Here is a 21,950-nt window from a genome sequence, read left to right on the forward strand (position 1 = left end):
TCGCCGGTTTGCCCAGTTATCTTAAGGCTTATCTGCCCATTTCAAGCTGCGAAGTTTGAGTTAGAAAATATCTTAATCCGTATAATGGTCCAGCAAATATTAAGAGTGCAGGGATGTATATAAATCCGATCTCAGCAAAATAGCCCAAGAAAGATAATATTGCACCACCACCCCAGAACCACGATGAAATTTTAATTATATCCATGTTCTTTTGGCTCATGGACAACGCAATTATAAACCAAATTAGAAGAAACACTATTGAAGAAATTGCTTGGAATACACTAGGGATATTCCCTTTTAGATATCCACTGAAGTTTACTAAAGTAAAAGGAAGCGAAAGAAGTATACACATAACAATTGCTCGCCATTTCTTAAGAGTAATGAACATTTTAATTCAACCTCCTTCCCAAAACTTACAATCTACATTAATTATATGTGATCTATTCAACACATTTGCTGTGCTATCCTGCCCGTTAGCTGAACAGTCAACCGATGATCTCGGCTGACTATTTTCAATGGTGCTAACGTTTCCCGTTAGCTTAGATTGCTTTCTTAAAAGATTAACTCACAATCTTTATGCTCCCATACATCAAATAAGTTTCCATCCAGATCCTCAAAAACGAAAAACTTTCCGTAAATACCTTCATTGCTAATTTGTGTAGCAGTAACTCCCTCTGATGTTAGTCTCATGTGTAATGATTCAATATCATCTGTAAAAAATGTTACAACCCACCTTGACCGTCCGTTTACTTCAAAAACCGCTCTTGTGTCATTATCAGATTCAATTAAATCAATTATTGGGCGGTTATCCCTAAATAAACTTATATAATTTCCTCTATCGTTTCTGATGTTAAAACCAAAGTGACTGACAAACCATTCTCCAGATTTTTTTGCATTTTTAACTGGAATTACATTATATGCGATTCCTAAGATCCTCCCATTTTCCATACTGCTCAGCCCCTCTCATAAACTTATCTCCAAGTTATTTCAATGTGGCTATCGCATTATCCTGCCCGTTCGTATTATGAGATCAACCAGTTCTTTCTGGTTGATCCTTTTTTCATTTGCATAGAGGATTAAGGTAGCCTGGTCGAACGTACCTGCCCGTGGGACTTGATCCCGAGCGCTATAGTGTTCGCCCCTACTTGTCATGACCATGATTGAGGCTGGTTGGGACGTAAGATCCCGTATAACAAGCGATGCTATGGAGCGACAAGAAGAACCGTAGGGGATGCCGGTGAATCTAAACTTAAAGGGAGAGATGAGATGTATGAATCCAGTTGTCGGTCTAGATATTTCAAAAGAAGAAAGTCATGGACAAGCCTTTTTAGCACGCGGAAAGCCCTTCAGAGGGACATTCCACTTCGAGCACACTCGTGATGGCCTAGCAAATCTACATCAAGTTTTAAAGGACGTTGAATCGGTATCCAAACAACGTCCTTTGCTTATTCTAGAAGCAACAGGACATTACCAAAGCCCTGTTGTTCAGTTTCTAGAGGAACATCACTATATTTACATTGTCATTAATCCGCTCATCTCCAATCGGCTTAGAAAGTCTCAGCTTCGTAAAGTAAAGACGGATGCTGCTGACGCTTACCTATTGGGTGAGTTGTACTACAGGGAAGAGTTTGAACCTTTTAAGAAAAGAGGTGTGCAACTTCTCAATCTGCGCTATCTTACAAGGCAATATGAGTCTCTTTCAAAGATGTGTGTACAGACTAAACTGCAATTCCAAGCTGTTTTAGATCAGGTTTTCCCGGGTTATAAAGGCGTGTTTGGAGCTATGTATTCCGGTGTTTCACTGCGGTTTTTAAGTGAATTCCCAACCTCATATTCAGTTCTGCAGACGGATGAAGTTGCACTCAGAGCTAAGATGAAAGAACTGCTTTCTTCGAAACGGGGGCGTTCAGAGGACTGGATTAACCAACGGGTTCAACGACTGGTAGATGCAGCAAAACAAAACCCATTTCAGCAAACCATGTACGCAAGTCATTTAATCAATTTGAAAGTTCTTATTACCCTTATTCTTCAATACCAAGAGCATCTTGCTGAACTGGAACAGAACATAGATGCTCTGGCTGAAGAAATTGAAGAGTATGAATTAATTCAGTCGATTCCCGGTATTGGTCATAAAATTGCTGCAACAATTTTATCTGAAATTGGAGAAGTCGACCGATTTGATCATCCTAAGAAGTTAGTAGCCTTTGCAGGCATTGACCCGAGTGTCTTTGCTTCCGGTAAGTTTACAGCGACTCGAAACCGAATCACGAAACGTGGTTCCAGGCAGTTGCGTTACGCGCTCGTGATGGCTGTTCAGTGTGGACTTATACGCTCCCGAAATATGCGAATCAAAGCGTTCTATGAACGCAAGAGAGCTGAAGGAAAACCACATAAAGTAGCTCTAATCGCATGTGCAAATAAACTCGTCCATTGGCTCTATGCAATCTTGAAAAACAAAAAGGAATTTCGTCCAATTTAAAAGATTTTCTTTGGCATAACCTTCCAAGATACTACGGAAATTGGAGGGTTATTTTGCATGCTCATTTTAACTATACCACATGATTTAGAATCACTTTACTGGTAATCTTGACAAGCTATTAGCTGGTATCGTATAGCTTAACGAGGCCGCCCGATTGGTCCGCGGCGGCCTCATGATATGTTGTGCGCTACTGTTCTGATTCAATCGTTGTCCATAAAGAATCCCGTGGCACGTTAATGTATTTCAGTTGCTTCATACGATGGAGGAAATCAGGCTTCCGATTGATCATACACATTCCTAAGTCCAAGATTCGCAGGTGCTTTAGCTTCTCTAGCTCGGGCGGTAGTTCATGGATTGAGGTGTATTGAATCGTAAGCTGCTCCAGTTGTTCCAGCTCTCCAATCTCCGGTGGGATGCGGTTTAGGCTGATCTCTTCCTTCGGCTTGACCCGATACCCGATACTCGGCCGATCCGTGCTTCCACATTGGATGCAAAGCTCTCGCAGGTTCTTCAGCCTGGCTATTGATACGGAATACTCTCCAAATCAGCCGTCATGATTCTCAAGCGTTCAAGCTTGCTTAATTTGAACAGGCCTTCGGGTAGACGATAAAGATCCTGTTCAAAAATTTCCATATCACGCATCTCAGTAAGCTCCCGGATTCGCTCAGGCAGCTCTGTCAGCCCATGTCCACTTATATACAGCCAGTCGGTTTTATGTTTAATGGCATCATCTAGCAGACGATCCAGGTTCCGGTGAGACTTTAATTCCAAAAAAAGTCCTGTAATTCGATCCATTAGTTCGATTGCTTCTTCCTCAGTTACTTCCATACCATACATATGCTCGTGCACAACTGAGTATAGGTAGTCTCCGCCACCTTCCTTCAAGAAACACAAGTCTTCCGGCAGGCTTGGATAAATCCAATCCGACAGGCGGTTTGCCATTTGCTTTAGAAGGTTCCCGCTTTCTTCGCAGCATCTATAAAAATAGTAGGTTCCCGCGGTATAAAAAGCATTACTGCGATAGGTATTTCTTATTTGCGTAAGTTCATCCCTATTGTCGCCTTGGATTACGATGGTCTTCACCAGATAAGGTTCCAGTGCATCCAGTACACTTGTGTAATGGCCGCGTACCACATCAGCTGGAATTTTCTCCCCAAGCACAAAATATTCCGAGTTCCGTATGGCCAAACCTATTACCTGCTCGTAAGCTTCGCCTCTAGGGTCTGTATACATTCTCATCCCATAAGTCTCCATCCCCTCATCTTTCTGAACATGCATTCATACATCTTCCCCTTGTGGCGTTCTAATTTCGTTAAGTCTGATTTTATAAATCTCCCCCCATTCTTTCATAGATACTATGATCGGTTCTAACGTTCTCCCAAAATCAGTTAGTGAATATTCCACTTTGGGCGGAACTTCTTTATAAACTTCTCTATGGATGATGCCATCCCGTTCCAGCTCCCGTAACTGGAGTGTAAGCATAAACTGTGTAATCCCCGGATTGAGACGCCGGAATTCATTAAATCTTTTCGTTCCGTCAATGAGATGATAGAGGATGATCCCTTTCCATTTCCCCCCGATCACATCCAGAGTTGTCTCCACAGGACATCCTTCCATATTTGGACTAGTCCCGTATTTGTTTCTCCGATCTCCCATTAGCCGCGCCCCTTACGATGGTATGATTTTTAATACTATATCATAAAATTATGCCTACTTTCCTAAAGTAAGTATACAACATATAATTCAAATGTACGATAACCCAATTTGAAAGGAAGAAAAATATGAGCAACAACCAAAAAATGAAAGCAGTCGGTGCTTACCGATATCTCGCAATATCCGATCCGGAGAGCCTGGTTGATCTGTTTATAGAAAAACCGCTTCCTGCAGGCCGTGATCTATTGGTAGAAGTAAAAGCCATCTCGGTTAACCCTGCCGACTTGGGTATGCGAGAGAATAACAACTATGAAGAAGGAGCACCCAAAATTCTTGGTTGGGATGTAGCTGGAATCGTGGAACAGGTTGGACCTGAATGTCAGTTGTTTAAACCCGGAGATGAGATCTATTATGCAGGGAGTGTGGCCCGCCCAGGGGGGAACAGTGAATTTCACTTGGTAGATGAAAGAATTGTGGGAAATAAACCGAAGAGTTTGGATTTCGCACAAGCAGCCGCTTTACCGCTTACCTCAATTACTGCCTGGGAGGGTTTGTTTGATCGTTTAGGAATCAATCATAGCGTAGAAGAAAACAATAATAAAAGCATACTGATTATCGGAGCAGCAGGAGGAGTAGGGTCGATTGCTACTCAACTTGCCAAATGGGCAGGTCTAACTGTAATTGGTACTGCTTCACGCCCGGAGTCAATCCAGTGGAGCAAAAATCAAGGGGCAGATTTTACAATTAACCACAATAGTCATTTTGCCACGCAACTTAAGGATATCGGATATGAGACCGTGGATTATATATTTTGCTTAAATGACACGGTACAACATTTAGCGAATATGGCAGAGGTCATAACCCCTCAAGGTAAGATTTGTTCAATCGTTCCTACTGATAAAACATCTTGGACGGGAAGCTTGGATATGGACCTGCTTTTCTCTAAAAGTGTCACGTTTGTATGGGAACTTATGTTTACCCGGTCAATGTTCCAGACCAAAGATATGATCAAGCAACACGAGCTGCTGAATGAACTGGCTGAATTAATCGATAATGGGAAGTTAAAAACTACTTTAACTGAACGCCTGGAACCCATTAATGCACAAAACCTGCGTATAGTACATGAAAAAATGGAAACCGGAAGATCGATAGGAAAGATTGTGTTGGAAAATTTCTAACAAAGGCAGCCGAGTGAACGACACAGGTGCTATAATATCTCTTCAGAAAAAATAACTCTCCATAATCGGAGAGTTATTTACCTTTCAGGTAACGCATCAGACTCGAGAAATCTCTTTATCCCCGCAGGGTCCTAAGTAGGAACACAAGATAAAGTTATTGCCCCAGCAATATTTTGGCATAAGGCGAATCAATCGGCATCATGATGACCGGCTCATTCTTGAGCGTAGTCACATAACTCTCCAGTGTACGGTAGAAGCTGTAGAACTCAGGGGCCTTGCCGTAGGCCTGATTGTAGATCTTGGCGGCTTCCCCTTCGCCTTCGGCGATAATCTTTTTCGAGTCGGCTTCGGCCTGGGCCATCAGCTCTCTGGAGGTACGGTCGGCCTTGGAGGTGATTTTCCTGGATTCCTCGTCACCTTCGGACAGATACCGCGCGGCAATCGACTGGCGGTCCGAGATCATCCGGTTGTAGACACTTTGTTTGTTCTCTTCCGGCAGGTCGGTACGTTTGATCCGCACATCAATCACTTCAATCCCGTAATTATCACGGGTCAAGGCAGCAATTACGTCTTTGGTAATCTCATCGTTGATATTGCCCCGTCCGGTGTCCTCACTGATAATATTCTCATAGTTGACCTCAGACAGCTTGCGGCGCACGGAGTTATATACAGCTTCATCAATACGCTGAATCCCGCCGCCTACCGATTGTACGGTTCTCAGGAACTGCGAGGCGTTGGTAATTCTCCAGACCGTATAATTATCAACAACAATCGGCTTCTGGTCCTTGGTCAGGATGCTGGTTGGCGAGCTTTCGTACGTCATCTGATACTTTGGGAGCTCCGAGACATTCTCAATAAAAGGAATCTTAAGCTTCAATCCAGGCTCTTCCACGGCGCGCATCGCTTCACCAAAACGGAGGACTACCTTGTATTCCCCTTCTTTCACTATATACATGGAGCCGGCAAGCAGGATAACTAGAACGACGGATGATACCAGGGTAATCCAGTGGTTTTTTCTCATTGTGCATCTCCTCCTTGCGGTGCGGCCGACGCAGGCGGAGTCGCAGCTGATGGAGCAGGCGAGCTGTCCGAAGCACTGCGCATCAGCTCGTTCAGCGGCAGATAATTCACGGTATCACTATTGGAGTTGGTAATGAAGATTTTGGCATTAGGCATGATCGTCTCCAGCGTCTCCAGAATCAATCGGCTTTCGGTGACACTCTTATTGTTGCTGTATTCGGCATAAATCGCATTAAACTGGGCTACATCCCCCTGCGCGTTCAGGATACGCGATTTCTTCTCGCCTTCGGCTTTCTCCAGCAGCGCCTGCGCTTCCCCGCGTGCCTTCGGAATGATATCGTTCTCATACTTCTTGGCGTTGTTGATCTTCGTATTCTTCTCTTCACGGGCATTGGTTACCTCGCGGAAGGCTTCCTCTACTTGACCGCTTGGCGGCTCAATATCCTGGAATTTGATATCAATGATCTGGATGCCGGTGTTGTATTTCTTCTGCAGGTCGACCAGCAGTACTCTAACCTTGTCTTGAATAACTGTCTTTCCGTCGGTAATCGCATAATCCAGCTTCTCCGAACCAATGACCGCACGGATCGAGGAGCTTGCCGAGTTGCGCAGGAATTTGTCGGGGTCATCAATGTTATACAGATAATCGCGGATGTTGCTGATCTTCCACTGCACCACAGCATCGGCGGATACGATATTCTCATCGCCCGTAATCATCATCGCTTCATCATCAACCGCGACGGAACCGTCCTTTTCCTGGCGGTACCCAATATGTATACGCTGGGTCAGCTCCGCCGGTACTGTGATCACCTGCTGGATAGGATAGGGCCATTTGAAATGCAGACCTGCCGAGGTCTCGTTGGTATACTTGCCAAACGTCAGGATAGCCGCACGTTCCTGCTCCTGCACGGTGTAGAATGAAGAGGAGCCGAGAAAAATCAACACAATGGCGGCAGCTACCCCCATTCCAATCTTCCTGTACATTCCCGGCTTCAGCTCCGGCAGCTTGCGCCTGCGGATCGGATTGTCGCCATTCTGGTTCATGAAATTCAAGATGCATCGCTCCTTTTTGCTTATTTAAGTCTCTATAAAGGATCATATACGTAAATAAGACAAAAAAGTCGCAACTTTTACAGTTTTGGTCAAGCTTTCTTAATTTTGCTGCATTTCTCTCTTGCTTAGGATGTAATTCACCTCCTATATAAATAAAATGAACGATTACATACGATTAAAAGTCTTATTGATGAGAACAAAAAAAGGGGGTGCAGCAGAATGACTGACCGGGAAATTTTCGAACTCTATAAAGAACAAGTCTATTATTTTTGTTACTATTTGATGAAAAACCAGGCAGATGCAGAGGATATTTGCCAAGAGGTATTTGTCAAAGTTATCTTGGCTGACCGATCAAAGGTAAGGAACCTGAAATCGTGGATTTTACGAATTGCTTCGAATGAGTGCAACAGTGTTCTTAAAAGACGTAAAACAGGATTAATGAAAGAACTAAGCAATTATTTACTATCCAGGTCTCAGGATTCGAGCCCTGTAGAAGAGCGTTTATATCGACGGGAAACTAAAAAAGAACTACAAGGGTTATATAGTAAGCTTCCCGACAAAATCAGAATGGTAGTAGTCCTTCGTTTTATAAACGATTTGACGGTACCCGAGATCTCAAAAGTGATGAACATACCCGAAGGAACTGCAAAATCCAGACTAAACAAGGGACTTAAGCTGTTAAATAGAATGGGTGGCTCTCAACTAAAGGAGATGAGTAGTTAATGAAGTATATTGAAAAGGATAAGCATATTCCTCAGCCGGATTATAATTTGATGTGGACAGCCATAGAAAAAGAAGCCTATAAACGCCAAGTCAATCTGCAGCCCTCACAGAAGACTCCCAGATATAGGATGAAGGTTGTTCCCATGAGTATCGTATTCTCGTGTTTCCTGCTGGTCGCCATTCCTGTATTCGCTGGTGTGACAATAAATTGGGATAAAATTGGCGGCCGTAGTGTGACGAATGCATTAAATAACGGCATTGGTCAGCAATACGATCTTAAAGCTTCCAGTTCAGGAGTGACAATGAGTTTGAACGGTGTTGTGACGGATGGAGAAAAAATGAAAATGCTTATATCTCTGGATCCTAAAACCGATCTAACACAATACATTGGTTTTGCTACTGAGAAAAATACCATAACTAATGAATCCGGTGCCAAGGAAAAGGTCTACGATTATTTGGAGTACGACCCCGAGAGCCAGAAACTCATTGGTATTTACGAAACACCAGACACCTTAAAGGATGATAAAAAGGATTACAAGTTTGAGGCACAGAATCTTATTTTTTACCGTAACAGGGAAATTCCCTTAAAAGTTAGTCATCAAGCTGGAGATACGATCGTTACCGGAGTTACGCAGTATCCAACTATTCATATCGAATCCGTTCGACAAGCTTCAAATAAAACCACTATCCGTTATAAGGTCGCTGCCTCACCGTCTGACATGGACCAAGGCACCCCATATTTGGTAGTTCATACTGGTGGTCAAGAGAAAGAAGCAATTCCAACCCTTATGCCTAGCGAAGGTTCGGATTTGTATATTGAACAGGTATTCAATATGACCGAAAATGATTGGAAGGATGCAAACCTTCATCTTAGTTACACTGAAGAAGCAAAACGGATTTCGGGCACTTGGACGTTCGATTTTACAGCAGATGGGGAAAAAGCAAGTGAGGCTATTTACACTAAAAATCTTCATACCAGTCCTGAATTTCAAGAAAAGACAGGTGTAACTTTAGAACAGCTGGTGGTTACCCCTTTGAATATCCAAATTCTAATAGACGAACAAGATTCACTTAAGCAAGGAAATGTCCACTATAAAACGCCACAGTTGGTTATAGGTGATCAAACCATTACTGGGGTTTGGACTTTGAAAGGAGATCCCGGAAATTATCAGCATTTATTTCATTTTGAATCTCCGGAGTGGTATAAGAACTGGTCTGATGTTCCAATGAAGCTTATCTTGAAAGATGCTGTCATCGAGAAACGTGATACGTCCAAGAATTGGATCACTCTAAATGCACCTAAGAAAGAAAAGCAATTCACCAAACTTAATGTGGATGGATTTGAAATTCAATTCAAGTATTATACGGAGGGCGAAAATTTGATGGTCGAGTCCACTTCCAACTCTCCTGGGTTCAAGAAAGTTAGCCAAACGACGTTACGTATTAATGGCAAAGAAGTGGTACCTGAAATTACGCCTAAGGGTATGGTCTCTACAGGGTTTAATCTCGATAGCTACAAAGATATTCCATTGGACGAAACGATTGAACTGAACCCTGGTATCTATAGATACAGCGACCCCAGCCGGAACGCAGAAATTAAACTCTAATACATGAAGCTAGTGTTTTGACCTGCCCTTTGATTCGGTCGTGTGGATATCTTGGAAGCTTCAGATGATATAGCGGTGCAGGTAGATTGGGCTCCATCAGCGGAGCAAAGCGGACAGAGAAGAGCTTATTTTGCGAAAAAGTCTGCTTTCCTGGCGAATTCGGACTCAGGAGCCGTTATATCGTTCGATTGAGCCTAGAATGAGGGGAGATCGGACAATTAGCGGAATCTCTGTCCGTTTATCCTGCTGAATAGCCGAATCCTCTCCAATAAGGGATTTCCTGTCCGCATCAGCCGCGGATAGATCGTGAAGGGACCTATCAGATGGTGAAGGATGAGGCTAACTCCATCCCATGGGTATGATCATACAAGTCCAGTAGCGCTTCAAGCGCTTCAAACTCTTCTTCGGAATGCCTTTTCCTCCAAGTCTCTATGGCATTTATGCGGGTAATAGTGCTGTGGCGTCTTACCCACCTCCGTTAGAACACGGAACTGAAAAAGTCTTGGTATCTTGATAGCCAACCTGCTCTGCGATGAGTTGAACCGAAAACAACGCCTTTGTATTTCCCGCGCTTCGCTTCAATAAGTTTTCATGTGGTAAAATGGATGTAAACGAAAGAAAAATCCAGCTAGGAGCCTGAGAATGAAAACTATCATTGATATCGCCCGTGCGGCAGGTGTGGCCAAAAGCACAGTCTCAAGATACCTGAACGGCGGTTCTGTCAGTGGAGCGACGAGAGAAAAGATCGAGCACATCATCAAGCAGAACCAGTACGTACCCAATACATTTGCTCAGAGTCTGAAGGCAAAGCGGACCAGCATTATCGGCACAATCGTTCCGCGCCTGGACTCCTATGCAGTCTCCCAGACCTTAATGGGAATAGACGATGAATTGCGTGGACGCCAGTATCAGCTGCTCATTGCCAATACCAACCAGGATGTGGAGCGGGAGATTGAATTCATTTATGACATGGCCCGGCAAAAAATTTCTGGTCTGCTATTACTGGCTGCACAAGTGACTGATCGGCACTTGAAGGCGGTCCAGGAGTGCAATATCCCGGCTATGCTGATTGGACAGCAGCATTCAGACCTCCATAGTGTCATTCATGACGACGTAATGGGAGGTTATCTGATGGGCAAGCATATTCTGGAAAAGGGCCACCGTCGTATCGCTTATCTGGGTGTTACGGAGCAAGATATCGCGGTAGGTGTAAGGCGGAAGGAAGGCTTCCAAAGGGCACTTCGGGAATACGGGGATTGCGATGTAAGATTCTACACCTCCGGGTTCAGGATGAATGAGGCAGTGGCGGCTGCAGAGTTGCTGTTCGAGGACAGGATACCTTCAGTTATCGTATGCGCGACCGACAATATCGCTCTTGGGGTAATGAAGGCGGCCTCACTCAGACATATCCCTATTCCTATGGGGGTGTCTGTGACCGGATTTGGCGATTATGAGGTTACCGAGATCGTTCATCCAGCGTTGACGACGATGAGATTTTTTTACAGAGAAGCGGGTAAGTTGGCTGCAGACAATATCATAGCTTTGGTGAACGGGGAAGATGTCGCCAAAGTTTCGATCTCCGGCTGCGAAATTATTGAGCGAGAGAGCGTTGACAATTTACCTGAAATCAGCATAAAATAATATTGGAACCGGTTCCGTGCCTTTTTTCAAAGTGATATTGGAAAAAGGTTTTCTTTTTCAGTCAATTGGAACCGGTTCCGAATAAAATATACCTAAAACGGATAGTGGAGAGTCGGACGATGAAAATGGGCAGAGAACAGTTGTATCGGCTTATCGAACAAGCCGAGCCGGGTGAGCAGGAAGCGCTTGAACGGCTGGCCGCACGTTGTCCGTGGAGACAAAAATTTCATATCCAGCCGGAGGCGGGATTACTGAATGACCCTAACGGCTTCTCTTTCTACGAAGGAGAATACCACTTGTTTTACCAGTGGTTCCCTTTGGGCACGCAGCATGGCATGAAATATTGGTACCATACTTCTTCATCCGATCTGGTGCACTGGAAGAACCTTGGTATCGGCATTGCTCCGGGCGGATACTATGATTCACATGGGGCGTTCTCGGGCAGCGCGATTGAGAAGGATGGCAAGCTGTTCATGATGTATACCGGCAACAGCCGCACCGAGGAGTGGATCAGAATTCCATATCAGTGCATGGCTGTAATGGAGCAGGATGGAAAGATTTCCAAGCTCGGACATCCTGTGATCTCCGATGTACCGCCCGGTTATACGGAACATTTTCGCGATCCTAAGGTATGGAGGGTCCAAGAGGGCTATTATTGTGTCATCGGCGCTCAACGCAACGATCATACAGGTTGCGTGGTACTGTACAGTTCTCCAGATTTGCGTAATTGGCGTTTTGAAGGAGAGCTAGGTACCCGGCTGAAGCAGTTTGGGTATATGTGGGAATGTCCCGATTACTTTGAACTGGACGGAGCGGCGGTGTTTCTTTTTTCTCCGCAAGGACTTCAGCCGAAGGGCGACAGCTTCAGAAATATTTATCAGTCGGGATATCTTATGGGAGAGCCGCTACACTTGCCTAACAGGGAATTCGACCACGGTGAATTCCGGGAGCTTGACTTTGGCTTTGATTTTTACGCTCCGCAGACGACCCAGGCTCCCGACGGCAGACGTCTGCTGGTTGGATGGATGGGTCTACCGGAGATAGATTATCCTACGGATCAGCACGGCTGGGCGCATTGTCTGACTTTGCCCCGCGAGCTGACCCTGAATAACGGCACTCTGATTCAGCGCCCGGCCAGGGAACTCGCCGCGCAGCGGGGGCGGATGACCGAGGCGCACGAGATAATGGACAGTGAGGCAGCGGACATGCAAGAGCTTGGAGGCACAGTCTACGAGCTGCTGGCCCATATCCGGGAGGATGGGGCTGAGCGCTTTGGAATTGAATTCCGTGTCGGCCCCAGTGAGAAAACGATGATCTATTACGATTCCGCAGAGGGGAAAGTAGTACTGGACCGTTCCGAGTCCGGTCAAGGTCTTGCTCTGGAGTACGGGACGCAACGGAGCCGCATGATTGCTCTTAGGGACGGGATGCTAACCTTGCATATGTTTGTGGACACATCTTCGGTTGAAGTGTTTGTAAATGACGGAGAAGCGGTATTTTCGGCGAGAATTTTTCCTGAACAGGTAAGCACAGGCATCCGTTTGTTTGCTGAAGGCGGCGGTGCGGAGTTCCAGGTTGTCCAGTGGGAGATTGAATGATAAGGGGAGGAACAGCGTGATGAACGAAAATCAAACGATCGCCAAGCAGGTTGTGCAGGCTATAGGGGGAGAAGAGAACATTGTCTCCTTCGCGCACTGCGCCACCCGTTTGCGTATTATGGTGCGGGACAAGGAGAGAATTGATCAAGAGCGGGTCGAGGGCATCGACAAAGTCAAAGGGGCGTTTTTTAACTCCGGACAATATCAGATTATTTTCGGCACCGGCACCGTCAACCGGATTTTTGAGGCAGTAGAGCAACTGGGCATTCAGAGTACCTCCAAGGAAGATGTGAAGGAGCAGGGGAAAAAAGCGGGGAATGTGTTCCAGCGCTCTGTTCGTACCTTCGGGGACGTATTTGTTCCCATCATCCCGGTCCTTGTAGCTACCGGTTTGTTTATGGGACTGCGCGGTTTGCTTACCCAGCCCCAGATTCTTTCATTGTTTGGGCTCACGCCCGAAGACATCTCGTCCAACTTTTTGCTGTTCACCCAAGTGCTCACGGACACTGCTTTTGCATTCCTGCCTGCGCTTGTGGCCTGGTCAGCCTTCCGGGTGTTTGGCGGCAGTCCCGTGCTCGGGATTGTACTCGGGTTAATGCTGGTTAATCCGGCCTTGCCCAATGCCTATGCGGTTGCGGGAGGAACTGCGGAACCGCTTATAATCTTTGGATTCATCCCGGTTGTAGGTTATCAGGGGTCTGTGCTGCCGGCGTTTATTATGGGATTGATCGGGGCGAAGCTGGAGAAGGTTTTACGTAAGCGTATTCCGGAAGCGCTTGATTTGATTTTGACGCCATTCCTTACTCTGCTGCTCATGATCACGCTGGGCTTGTTCGCCATCGGACCTCTGTTCCATTCCCTGGAGACGGCCGTACTGAATGCAACCACTTATGTGCTTGATCTGCCTTTTGGCATTGCAGGCCTGCTGATTGGGGCGCTGCACCAGATTGTTGTCGTGACTGGCGTGCACCATATTTTCAATTTTCTGGAGATTCAGCTGCTGGAACGTACGGGCTTTAACCCGTTCAACGCGATCATTACCTGTGCAATGGCCGCTCAGGGCGCCGCTTGTCTGGCCGTCGGGCTGAAGACGAAAAATGCCAAGCTGAAGGCGCTGGCACTGCCGTCCTCACTGTCTGCTCTGCTCGGTATCACTGAACCAGCGATATTCGGAGTGAACCTTCGATACATGAAGCCATTTGTGATGGGCCTCATCGGGGGTGCGGTTGGCGGCTTCCTGGCTTCGCTGTTCCAGCTGGCTGGCACCGGCATGGCCATCACGGTGATTCCCGGAACCCTGCTGTATCTGAATGGCCAGCTTACGCTGTACATTCTGAGCAATCTGGTTGCGATGGCCGTTGCTTTCGCGCTTACCTGGCTCTTCGGCTATCGTGATGAGGTGTCGGCAAATGCAGCCCCACAGACGGTAGGGACTGATGGAGCAGCGCTGGCGACGGCACAGACTGAAGGCAGCTTAAGTGCGCCTGCTGTTGTCTTCGCTCCGGCTTTGGCTGAGTTGGTGGATAAGCCGGGAATTCTAACGGTACTTGCACCCGTCACAGGAAAGCTGGTAACTCTGAATCAGGTGCCTGACCCTGGGTTCGCGGACAAACAAATGGGAGAAGGCATCGCAATCGAGCCTAGCGAAGGCAAGATTTACGCGCCGTTCGACGGAACCGTGGTTCATGTGATTAAGAAAAGTAAACATGCTGTGATTCTCGAGCACACTGGTGGAGTGCAGGTGCTCATACATGCAGGAATTGACACTGTATCTCTGAAGGGAGAAGGTTTTGTGCTTCATGTGGATACCGGTGAGCAGGTGAAGGCTGGTCAATTACTTATGGAATTCGACCCAGGCATCATCCACGGAGCCGGTCTGTCCACAGTCACTCCGGTTATCGTGCCCGTAGGTATTGACAACGTGATTGAGGTAAACTCCGCTTCTCCAGGAATGGTGGTTGCCGGGCTCGATAAGGCGATGCAAGTGAAATATACGGTCCCCGTCGGTTCTTGATGCTGAGGCTGATCTCAGGATAAGTGGAAGTGGCTCAGCTGGGTGAATTTCGGGCTGAAGTACAATCGGGAGTGGGGCAATCCCCCTACACTCCCATCTCCCCCCGATACCGCCCCGGCGTTTTACCCACAATCCTTTTAAAAACGGAACTGAAAGTCTTGGTGTCTTGATAGCCTACCTGCTCAGCAATGAGCTGAACCGAAAACTGCGGGTGCTGCATAAGCAGCCCGCAGCTTTTTTGGATGCGGGTGTTTTGCAGGAAATGGTGGAAGGTCTGGCCGGTATGCTTGTGGAACAGGCGTTGCAGGTGGCGTTCGCTCCAGTCGAAGGTGCGGGAAAGCTGGGCCAGTGTAATGTTGTCCGCATAATGCTGCTGGATGAAGTGCAGAACCTGGAGGAACTGGGCCGGCTTGTTCAGCGGAAGCTGGACTTCATCATTTCGCAACCGGTAAATGGTAACCAGCAGCTGGAGAAGCAGTGTCAGCAAATAGGTATTCGACCCGCTTTGGGGGAGGCTGTATTCCCTGTGGAGCGCCAGAAATATATTTTCGATAGAGCTGTTAAGATCGTTGATACAATAAAAGGGCATATGCTGTTCCCGCAATGGGGTGAGATAAGTGGATAGCTGCGGGTCCCAAATCACAGGGGAGAGGCCATCCAGCAGCTGCGGTGTAAATACACAGTTATAGACCACCAAAGGTTCCTTCAGCGGATCGGACGAGGACGGACGAAAGACATGAGAGACGCCTACGGGAATGAAATACAGCTGTCCTTTATAGGCCGCCTGGACTTCGTCCTCCATGTAGTGGAAGCCTTTGCCTTCGGCCACGAATGCAAATTCAATGAAGTCATGGGAATGGAGACTCAGCTCATAACTTTCCGTTACCCGGTTGATGTAGAGGAACAGATTATCTTTGAAAAAATATTCGCCGCTCAGGGTGTCGGTAGACGGTTTCATAAGCACTCCTTTCTATCTCCTAAAAAGTCCTTTTTACGGGTGTGAAATGTCCTGATTACAGGTCATCTGCCGACTCTAATTTCATATAATTATAGAAGAAAGCGCTTGATAATTATAGTGAAATCTACCGGAGACAGGATGGGATAGGATGTTGACTGTACAACAACTGCGCACAGAATATAAGGAAAATCCGCTGGGATTGGATACTCTTCACCCCAGAATCAGCTGGCAGCTTCATTCGGAGGAAAGAGATGTCATGCAGCAGGCTTATGAAATTCAGGTATCAACGGAACCTGGATTTGGCCATCTGCTATGGACGTCGGACAAAGTAGACTCCGATCAATCCAATCATGTGGAATTAAAGGAGCTTAGGGTGCAATCCAGGCAACGTTATTATGTTCACGTCAGGGTATGGGACACACAGAATCGTGTCTCGGAATGGTCTGACGCTGCTTTTTGGGAGATGGGACTGCTGGAAGCGCAGGATTGGAAAGCCGAGTGGATCAGCGCCCCGCTCTCGAAGCTGGACACCGAGGCCGAACAGGGCCCGCTGCTACGCCGGAGTTTTAAGGTGGCCAGACCGCTCACGAGGGCCAGAATCTATGCGACCAGTCTGGGGCTGTATGAGCTGGAATTGAACAGCTCCAGGGTTGGCGACACTTACCTGACTCCGGGCTGGACCAGCTACGATCATCGTTTGCAGGTCCAGACCTATGATGTTAAGGAGATGCTGGCGGTTGGAGAGAATGCCGTAGGCTCTTGGCTCGGGAACGGCTGGTTCAAAGGGAATTTGGGCTGGGAGCAGCGGAAGCATATTTATGGAAATCGCACAGCCTTGCTCTTGCAGCTTCATCTTACCTATGAAGATGGGGAAGAGGAACTGGTGGTTACGGATCAGCACTGGAAGGCAGCCAAGGGGCCTATCCTCATGTCCGAACTGTATCATGGCGAGACCTATGATGCCCGGCTGGAGTTGCCCGGCTTCAGCAAGGCCGAATATGATGACCACACCTGGGTCGGTGCCGAGATTATTACTCACAGCAAAGATATCCTGGTTGCGCAGGAGAATGTTCCTGTCCGGCGAATCGAGGAAATCAAAGCTCAAAGTTTATTTACAACACCGGCGGGGGAGACGGTGATCGACTTTGGACAGAACATGGTCGGTTGGGTGCGTTTTGGGGTGGAAGGAGAGCAAGGGCGTGAAGTGAAGCTGCGCCATGCCGAGGTGCTGGATGCCGAGGGCAATTTCTATACGGACAACTTGAGGAACGCTAAGCAGACGGTGACTTATATTCTAAAAGGCGGAGGCCGGGAAAGCTTTGAGCCGCGATTTACGTTCCAGGGCTTTCGTTATGTACAGCTGATAGGGTTTACCGGGAACCTTTCACTGGAGGACTTCACAGGTGTTGTGCTCCATTCGGATATGGAGCCAACCGGCTCTTTTACCTGTTCCGATCCGCTGATCAATCAGCTCCAGCACAATATCTTATGGGGGCAAAAAGGTAACTTTGTCGATGTTCCCACAGATTGCCCGCAGCGGGATGAGCGGCTCGGTTGGACCGGGGATGCCCAGATGTTCATCCGCACCTCTGCGTATCTGATGAATGTGGCGCCTTTTTTCACCAAATGGTTAAAGGATCTGTCTGCCGATCAACTGGATCACGGGGGTGTACCGTTTGTGATTCCGAATGTACTGGGGGAAGACCAGCATTCTTCCGCAGCCTGGGGAGACGCGGCCGTGATTTGCCCTTGGGTGATCTATCAATGTTATGGGGACACGCGCATTCTGGAGCAGCAGTATCCAAGCATGCAAAACTGGGTGGAGTACGTCCGCAAGCAGGGGGACAATGAATGGCTGTGGAATACGGGCTTTCATTTCGGGGACTGGCTCGGCCTCGATTCCAAACCTGACAGTTATGTCGGCGCTACGGATAGGGATTTGATCGCCACTGCTTTTTACGCCTATTCGGTGATGCTGCTGCGGAAGACGGCGGAGGTGCTGGGACACACCGGAGATGCGGCGCAGTATTCGGAACTATATGGACGGATCAAAGGAGCCTTTAACGAAGAGTTTGTAACCCCATCCGGCCGTTTATCCGTACCCACGCAAACCGCTTGCGTGCTGGCCTTAATGTTCGAATTGGTGGAGGAACCGGCCCGGACACGTACCGTCGCCAAACTTCTGGAGCTACTGGAGGAGAGCAAACACCATCTTACAACAGGCTTCGTGGGTACTCCTTACCTGAATCTGCTCTTAAGCCAAGCCGGCCATCATGATGCGGCATACAAGCTGCTGCTGCAAACCGATTACCCGTCCTGGCTCTACCAGGTGACCAAGGGCGCCACTACGATTTGGGAGCATTGGGACGGAATTAAGGAAGACGGAAGCTTCTGGAGCAAGGATATGAACTCTTTTAACCATTATGCCTATGGAGCGGTTGGGGATTGGCTGTACCGTTATGTGGCTGGTATTGAACTGGATGAAGCGTTCCCGGGGTATAAGAAGTTTCGGATTGAACCCCATCCGGGAGGAGGGCTGACCTCAGCCAGAGGAGAACTGGAATCCAGGTACGGAAGAATTATTTCGGAGTGGAAGCTGAATACCGGGCACATGGAATGGCTGGTATCGATCCCTCCCAATTCGTCTGCTACCGTCTGTCTGCCTCAGGCCGCGCTCACGGATGTTCTTGAAAGTGGCTTGCCACTGGAGCAAAGCGTCGGTGTTCATTTTTTTGAACAATTAGAAAATGCAGTTAGGGTAGAGTTAGGCTCTGGGGAATATGTATTCAGATATTCGCTGATTGCTTAGATTCAGCCAGATACTATCACTCTCTTTTAAAGAACCCAAGTCAGTAAATGGGTTCTTTTTTTTGCTTTTTAATCCGGAAGTTCGGCGCAGAAAATCCTAAATAGGATCATTAGAATCCGTTTTGTGGTAGTGGCAGGTGAAAATATCATTTACTCTTGGTTCAGTAGCACTTTTTATTGCAGGTATACAAATAAGATACAGAGTAAGGGAGAGGAACTAACGATGAGCAATATGCACCAGGCCGAAAGCGGCAAAGAAAAGCAAACGCAGTTGATTTTAAATGAGAGCTTATGGAAGATTATGTACCAACTTTCATGGCCCGCCATTATCGCAATGGTCCTCTATGGATTAAATGCAGTCATCGCAGCGGTATTCGTAGGCCGTTATGTGGGCGAAACGGCACTGGCCGGTGTGTCCGTAGCTTACCCTTTGACACAGATCAGTCTGGGTCTTGGCTCGCTGATCGGAGTTGGCGCAGGTTCGGTGTTAAGTATTGCCATAGGCCGGAAGGATAAATATACACAGGAAAGATTGATGGGGAATGTTAACTTTTTATCTATTGTAATAACCCTTGTCTATATGATTCTGGGATTGTTGTTCTCGACACCCTTAGTACGGATTATGGGTGGGGAAGGCGAGGCTCTAATTCTTGGAGACAGCTATTTCAGAATTACTGTCATAGGTTCATTCTTCTGGATTTATGGATTGGCAGCCAACATGATTGTGCGTGCAGAAGGAAAAATGAAATCGGCAGCCGTGGTCATGGGCATCGGTCTGGCGTTTGATATCTTGTCCAATTACGTGCTCGTTGCCATGCTCGGTTTAGGCGTTGAAGGAGCAGCGTGGGCTACCAATATTGGAATGTTTGTCTACACGTTGCTGGGGTGGATCTATTTTAGCAAAGGTTATGCATCCTTCAAATCCAGAGCTTTTGCGGTATATCGTGATGGGGCTACTCTTAAATCCATGGTTGGACTCGGATTATCCTCTTTCATCATGAATTTTATGAATTTTGTACAAGCTGTTATTGTATTCAATACACTTTCAAGGTATGGGGCCACAGCGGATATCGCTTTTTATGGTGTAGTCTATCGGGTATTCACCTTCTTGCTTACTCCAATTTTCGGATTAATGCGTGCACTGCAGCCGGTTATAGGGATTAATTTCGGAGCGGAAAAGTATGAGCGGGTCATTAAAGCCTACAAAATATTCACCATCGTCTCCATGCTGCTGACGTTGCCTTTTTGGATGGCGTCCATGATTTCACCGGTGTCCATCTTGGGATTAATGCTGCCGGAGCAGATTTTTACTGCAACAGAAATCCTTTACTTCCGGGTGAATATGGCGGTTTTGCCGTTATTGTCTCTAATTTTTATGGCCATGACCTTGTTTCCTTCGATCAATAAAGGGAAGCCAGCGGCTGTCATCGGCATTGCAAGACAACTTGTTTTTTATGTGCCGGTTATGCTGCTCCTGCCGAGAATGATAGGGGTTGCCGGTGTGTATTGGGGGTCGCTTGCCATAGATGCTGTAATCGTGATATGGACAGTAATCCTCGTCGGCAAAGAATTCTCTTTGCTTAGAGGCAAGCCTGAATCAGCCATGCTCAATTTATAAATTCTGTCAGATCAAAGAGTCTACATTCCACTCCAAGTTTTTATATTTCTACGAGAAACGGATGCCTTCCTTTAAATAAAATAGGCATCCGTTTCTTTTTATTGACATTGAGAATGATTATCAATACGATGGATCAAAGCACAGTGTTTTATAGTAGAAGCAATTCAAAGGAGAATACTATGAATGTCCATAAATCAAACTGGTATGAGATTAAGAACCTGCAAATTACCTCTTGTCCTCTGACAAACGGACTAAATGATTTATACCGCGAACAGCCTGCTCAGTTGCAAAGGTTACAGGTTCCAGAACAGATAGGTCAAGGCTACTGGGAGCGAATCAGAGTCAATTCGTTTCTGGAATTATTGATCTGCGACATGAGCTTTCATAAATACACGCAGATGAGCAGCAGGGAACAGGACAACAGTATAAAGTGGAGTTTTTGCCTGGGTGATTCCGTGGACTGGAGAGAAGAAGCTTCCGGACGGACGTATGAATTAAAAGCGGGTGAGATGTCCGTATTTGGTCATAAACCCACCTTAGCCCTCGGCCAGTATCACGCAGGCAGTCATATTCAAGGAATAACTGTCAAAATGGATTCATCACGCTTACCCGGAGATCAGCTTCATCCTGTCTCTCAAGTGGTTATGGGTTCTATGGATTCAGCAGACAAGCCCTTTCTGAAGCATCTTGTGACTCCAGCGATGAAGCGTATCCTTATAGACATCATGCGCTGTGATTATGAAGAGAAGCTCAAACGAATCTATCTGGAAGGAAAAGTATTGGAACTGACAGCAGTATGCATGCATGAATCCAAAAAGGGATTATCCGCTTTTTCGAAAATGTCTCAACCGGATATCGATTCTTTATTGCTGGCTAAAGAGATCCTTGATCGGGATTTATTATCTGCTCCAAGCCTCAGTCAGCTCTCCAGACAAATCTGCCTGAATGAATTCAAGCTGAAAAAGGGTTTCAAGCAACTCTTTGGCCTGTCGGTGCATGCCTATATTATTGAATGCAGACTGGAGGCGGCCTATCATCTGCTGGAAACCACTAGGATGAATATAACAACTGCTGCATCTATGTGCGGGTTTAACAACCCCAGCTATTTTGCCGAGAAGTTCAGGCAGAAATACGGTGCAGCACCCTCCCATTATTTCAGAAATCTCCGCTGAGAGCGGTCATAATAAAGGCTTGAATACAGTGGGTATCTATGATGCACCAGCCTCTTCGCCAGTATATAGCAGCAAGACTTCCGCCACGCTTTCGCAATCAGTTATATTGGCAAATGGACTAACAGCAGAAGATCAATATGTCGAGGATCGGACGATCACTCTCGTATTTAAGAATGGTGTATGGAAAGTCGATAGCGTCAGCAACGGGTTACGGATACTGATCGCAGGGTTTTTGGATTTTAAACCTTAATACAGGTTTATAGTTTGCTTAATTTGGTTACCGACCGTTTGGGAGCATTGGGACGGAAATGAGGAAGAGGAAATGTTCTGGGAATAGGGTTAAAGAGGCTCCGCTGTAGAGTGGTGTCTTTTTCGTATTATTAGGTCAACCGGAAAACTTCTGGTTGGCCTATTTCTGTAGGTGTTTT

Annotated in this window: 17 protein-coding genes; 10 read left to right on the top strand and 7 right to left on the bottom strand. The window is 46.7% G+C overall.

The window, feature by feature from the left end:
* Positions 1 to 28 precede the first annotated feature (28 nt).
* Together IEY53_RS33440 and IEY53_RS33445 are read right to left on the bottom strand one after the other, a co-directional pair.
* A complete protein-coding gene (locus tag IEY53_RS33440; RefSeq protein ID WP_189032480.1) occupies positions 29 to 388 on the bottom strand; it encodes a hypothetical protein in 360 nt (119 codons plus the stop codon).
* A 164-nt stretch (positions 389 to 552) separates the two neighbouring features.
* Entirely contained in the window at positions 553 to 948 is a 396-nt protein-coding gene (locus IEY53_RS33445; protein WP_189032482.1) for a VOC family protein, read from the bottom strand.
* A gap of 322 nt (positions 949 to 1,270) precedes the next feature.
* Here IEY53_RS33445 and IEY53_RS33450 point away from each other — a divergent pair, with 322 nt between their 5' ends.
* Positions 1,271 to 2,479, top strand: coding sequence for an IS110 family RNA-guided transposase (locus IEY53_RS33450; RefSeq protein ID WP_189032484.1), 1,209 nt, complete (start codon positions 1,271 to 1,273; stop codon positions 2,477 to 2,479).
* A gap of 519 nt (positions 2,480 to 2,998) precedes the next feature.
* On the opposite strand, the gene IEY53_RS33455 is transcribed toward IEY53_RS33450, so the two are convergent.
* Entirely contained in the window at positions 2,999 to 3,757 is a 759-nt protein-coding gene (locus IEY53_RS33455) for a hypothetical protein (protein WP_189032486.1), read from the bottom strand.
* Positions 3,758 to 4,135, bottom strand: a complete 378-nt coding sequence (locus tag IEY53_RS33460) for a winged helix-turn-helix transcriptional regulator (RefSeq protein ID WP_189032488.1) — start codon at positions 4,133 to 4,135, stop codon at positions 3,758 to 3,760.
* A gap of 125 nt (positions 4,136 to 4,260) precedes the next feature.
* Between IEY53_RS33460 and IEY53_RS33465 the strand changes: the two genes are divergently transcribed.
* On the top strand, positions 4,261 to 5,310 hold the full coding sequence (locus tag IEY53_RS33465) for a zinc-binding alcohol dehydrogenase family protein (RefSeq protein WP_189032490.1): 1,050 nt from the start codon (positions 4,261 to 4,263) through the stop codon (positions 5,308 to 5,310).
* A 154-nt stretch (positions 5,311 to 5,464) separates the two neighbouring features.
* Here IEY53_RS33465 and hflC read toward each other — a convergent pair whose 3' ends face one another.
* Together hflC and hflK are read right to left on the bottom strand one after the other, a co-directional pair.
* Positions 5,465 to 6,331 carry a protease modulator HflC gene (hflC, locus tag IEY53_RS33470; RefSeq protein ID WP_189032492.1) on the bottom strand — a complete coding sequence of 289 codons (867 nt, stop codon included), beginning with the start codon at positions 6,329 to 6,331 and terminating at the stop codon, positions 5,465 to 5,467.
* A complete protein-coding gene (gene hflK, locus IEY53_RS33475; RefSeq protein WP_189032506.1) occupies positions 6,328 to 7,374 on the bottom strand; it encodes an FtsH protease activity modulator HflK in 1,047 nt (348 codons plus the stop codon). Before hflK ends, hflC begins: the two co-directional genes overlap by 4 nt.
* A gap of 228 nt (positions 7,375 to 7,602) precedes the next feature.
* On the opposite strand from hflK, the gene IEY53_RS33480 reads away from it, so the two are divergent.
* The 5 genes from IEY53_RS33480 to IEY53_RS33500 all read left to right on the top strand — a co-directional run bounded on the left by IEY53_RS33480 (position 7,603) and on the right by IEY53_RS33500 (position 14,966).
* On the top strand, positions 7,603 to 8,106 hold the full coding sequence (locus IEY53_RS33480) for an RNA polymerase sigma factor (RefSeq protein WP_189032494.1): 504 nt from the start codon (positions 7,603 to 7,605) through the stop codon (positions 8,104 to 8,106).
* Positions 8,106 to 9,713, top strand: a complete 1,608-nt coding sequence (locus IEY53_RS35595; protein WP_229696508.1) for a DUF4179 domain-containing protein — start codon at positions 8,106 to 8,108, stop codon at positions 9,711 to 9,713. Before IEY53_RS33480 ends, IEY53_RS35595 begins: the two co-directional genes overlap by 1 nt.
* A 642-nt stretch (positions 9,714 to 10,355) precedes the next feature.
* Entirely contained in the window at positions 10,356 to 11,354 is a 999-nt protein-coding gene (locus tag IEY53_RS33490) for a LacI family DNA-binding transcriptional regulator (RefSeq protein WP_189032496.1), read from the top strand.
* A gap of 119 nt (positions 11,355 to 11,473) precedes the next feature.
* Complete coding sequence (locus IEY53_RS33495; protein ID WP_189032498.1) at positions 11,474 to 12,952, top strand: glycoside hydrolase family 32 protein; 1,479 nt, start codon at positions 11,474 to 11,476, stop codon at positions 12,950 to 12,952.
* Between the two features lie 19 nt (positions 12,953 to 12,971).
* Positions 12,972 to 14,966 (top strand): sucrose-specific PTS transporter subunit IIBC, encoded by a 1,995-nt coding sequence (locus IEY53_RS33500; RefSeq protein WP_189032500.1) that lies wholly within the window; start codon positions 12,972 to 12,974, stop codon positions 14,964 to 14,966.
* A gap of 85 nt (positions 14,967 to 15,051) precedes the next feature.
* Here IEY53_RS33500 and IEY53_RS33505 read toward each other — a convergent pair whose 3' ends face one another.
* Positions 15,052 to 15,924 carry an AraC family transcriptional regulator gene (locus IEY53_RS33505; RefSeq protein ID WP_229696511.1) on the bottom strand — a complete coding sequence of 291 codons (873 nt, stop codon included), beginning with the start codon at positions 15,922 to 15,924 and terminating at the stop codon, positions 15,052 to 15,054.
* A 148-nt stretch (positions 15,925 to 16,072) separates the two neighbouring features.
* Between IEY53_RS33505 and IEY53_RS33510 the strand changes: the two genes are divergently transcribed.
* The 3 genes from IEY53_RS33510 (at position 16,073) to IEY53_RS35600 (ending at position 21,522) form a co-directional block, all read left to right on the top strand.
* On the top strand, positions 16,073 to 18,733 hold the full coding sequence (locus tag IEY53_RS33510) for a glycoside hydrolase family 78 protein (protein WP_189032504.1): 2,661 nt from the start codon (positions 16,073 to 16,075) through the stop codon (positions 18,731 to 18,733).
* A gap of 222 nt (positions 18,734 to 18,955) precedes the next feature.
* Positions 18,956 to 20,350: an MATE family efflux transporter gene (locus IEY53_RS33515; protein ID WP_229696509.1), complete on the top strand. Its 1,395-nt coding sequence runs from the start codon at positions 18,956 to 18,958 to the stop codon at positions 20,348 to 20,350.
* Positions 20,351 to 20,529: 179 nt separating this feature from the next.
* The gene (locus tag IEY53_RS35600) at positions 20,530 to 21,522 is read left to right on the top strand and encodes a helix-turn-helix domain-containing protein (protein WP_229696510.1); all 993 of its coding nucleotides are present in this window, start codon (positions 20,530 to 20,532) and stop codon (positions 21,520 to 21,522) included.
* The last annotated feature ends 428 nt before the right edge of the window (positions 21,523 to 21,950 follow it).

It is taken from the genome of Paenibacillus albidus, from assembly GCF_014644435.1.
In the GTDB taxonomy this organism is placed as follows: Bacteria; Bacillota; Bacilli; order Paenibacillales; family Paenibacillaceae; genus Paenibacillus_AQ; species Paenibacillus_AQ albidus.

Excerpts from the sequence above, each read along its gene's own strand:
- IEY53_RS33440 (WP_189032480.1), bottom strand. The coding sequence starts at position 388 with ATGTTCATTACTCTTAAGAAATGGCGAGCAATTGTTATGTGTATACTT.
- IEY53_RS33445 (WP_189032482.1), bottom strand. The coding sequence starts at position 948 with ATGGAAAATGGGAGGATCTTAGGAATCGCATATAATGTAATTCCAGTT.
- IEY53_RS33450 (WP_189032484.1), top strand. The coding sequence starts at position 1,271 with ATGAATCCAGTTGTCGGTCTAGATATTTCAAAAGAAGAAAGTCATGGA.
- IEY53_RS33455 (WP_189032486.1), bottom strand. The coding sequence starts at position 3,757 with ATGCATGTTCAGAAAGATGAGGGGATGGAGACTTATGGGATGAGAATG.
- IEY53_RS33460 (WP_189032488.1), bottom strand. The coding sequence starts at position 4,135 with ATGGGAGATCGGAGAAACAAATACGGGACTAGTCCAAATATGGAAGGA.
- IEY53_RS33465 (WP_189032490.1), top strand. The coding sequence starts at position 4,261 with ATGAGCAACAACCAAAAAATGAAAGCAGTCGGTGCTTACCGATATCTC.
- hflC (WP_189032492.1), bottom strand. The coding sequence starts at position 6,331 with ATGAGAAAAAACCACTGGATTACCCTGGTATCATCCGTCGTTCTAGTT.
- hflK (WP_189032506.1), bottom strand. The coding sequence starts at position 7,374 with ATGAACCAGAATGGCGACAATCCGATCCGCAGGCGCAAGCTGCCGGAG.
- IEY53_RS33480 (WP_189032494.1), top strand. The coding sequence starts at position 7,603 with ATGACTGACCGGGAAATTTTCGAACTCTATAAAGAACAAGTCTATTAT.
- IEY53_RS35595 (WP_229696508.1), top strand. The coding sequence starts at position 8,106 with ATGAAGTATATTGAAAAGGATAAGCATATTCCTCAGCCGGATTATAAT.
- IEY53_RS33490 (WP_189032496.1), top strand. The coding sequence starts at position 10,356 with ATGAAAACTATCATTGATATCGCCCGTGCGGCAGGTGTGGCCAAAAGC.
- IEY53_RS33495 (WP_189032498.1), top strand. The coding sequence starts at position 11,474 with ATGAAAATGGGCAGAGAACAGTTGTATCGGCTTATCGAACAAGCCGAG.
- IEY53_RS33500 (WP_189032500.1), top strand. The coding sequence starts at position 12,972 with ATGAACGAAAATCAAACGATCGCCAAGCAGGTTGTGCAGGCTATAGGG.
- IEY53_RS33505 (WP_229696511.1), bottom strand. The coding sequence starts at position 15,924 with ATGAAACCGTCTACCGACACCCTGAGCGGCGAATATTTTTTCAAAGAT.
- IEY53_RS33510 (WP_189032504.1), top strand. The coding sequence starts at position 16,073 with ATGTTGACTGTACAACAACTGCGCACAGAATATAAGGAAAATCCGCTG.
- IEY53_RS33515 (WP_229696509.1), top strand. The coding sequence starts at position 18,956 with ATGAGCAATATGCACCAGGCCGAAAGCGGCAAAGAAAAGCAAACGCAG.
- IEY53_RS35600 (WP_229696510.1), top strand. The coding sequence starts at position 20,530 with ATGAATGTCCATAAATCAAACTGGTATGAGATTAAGAACCTGCAAATT.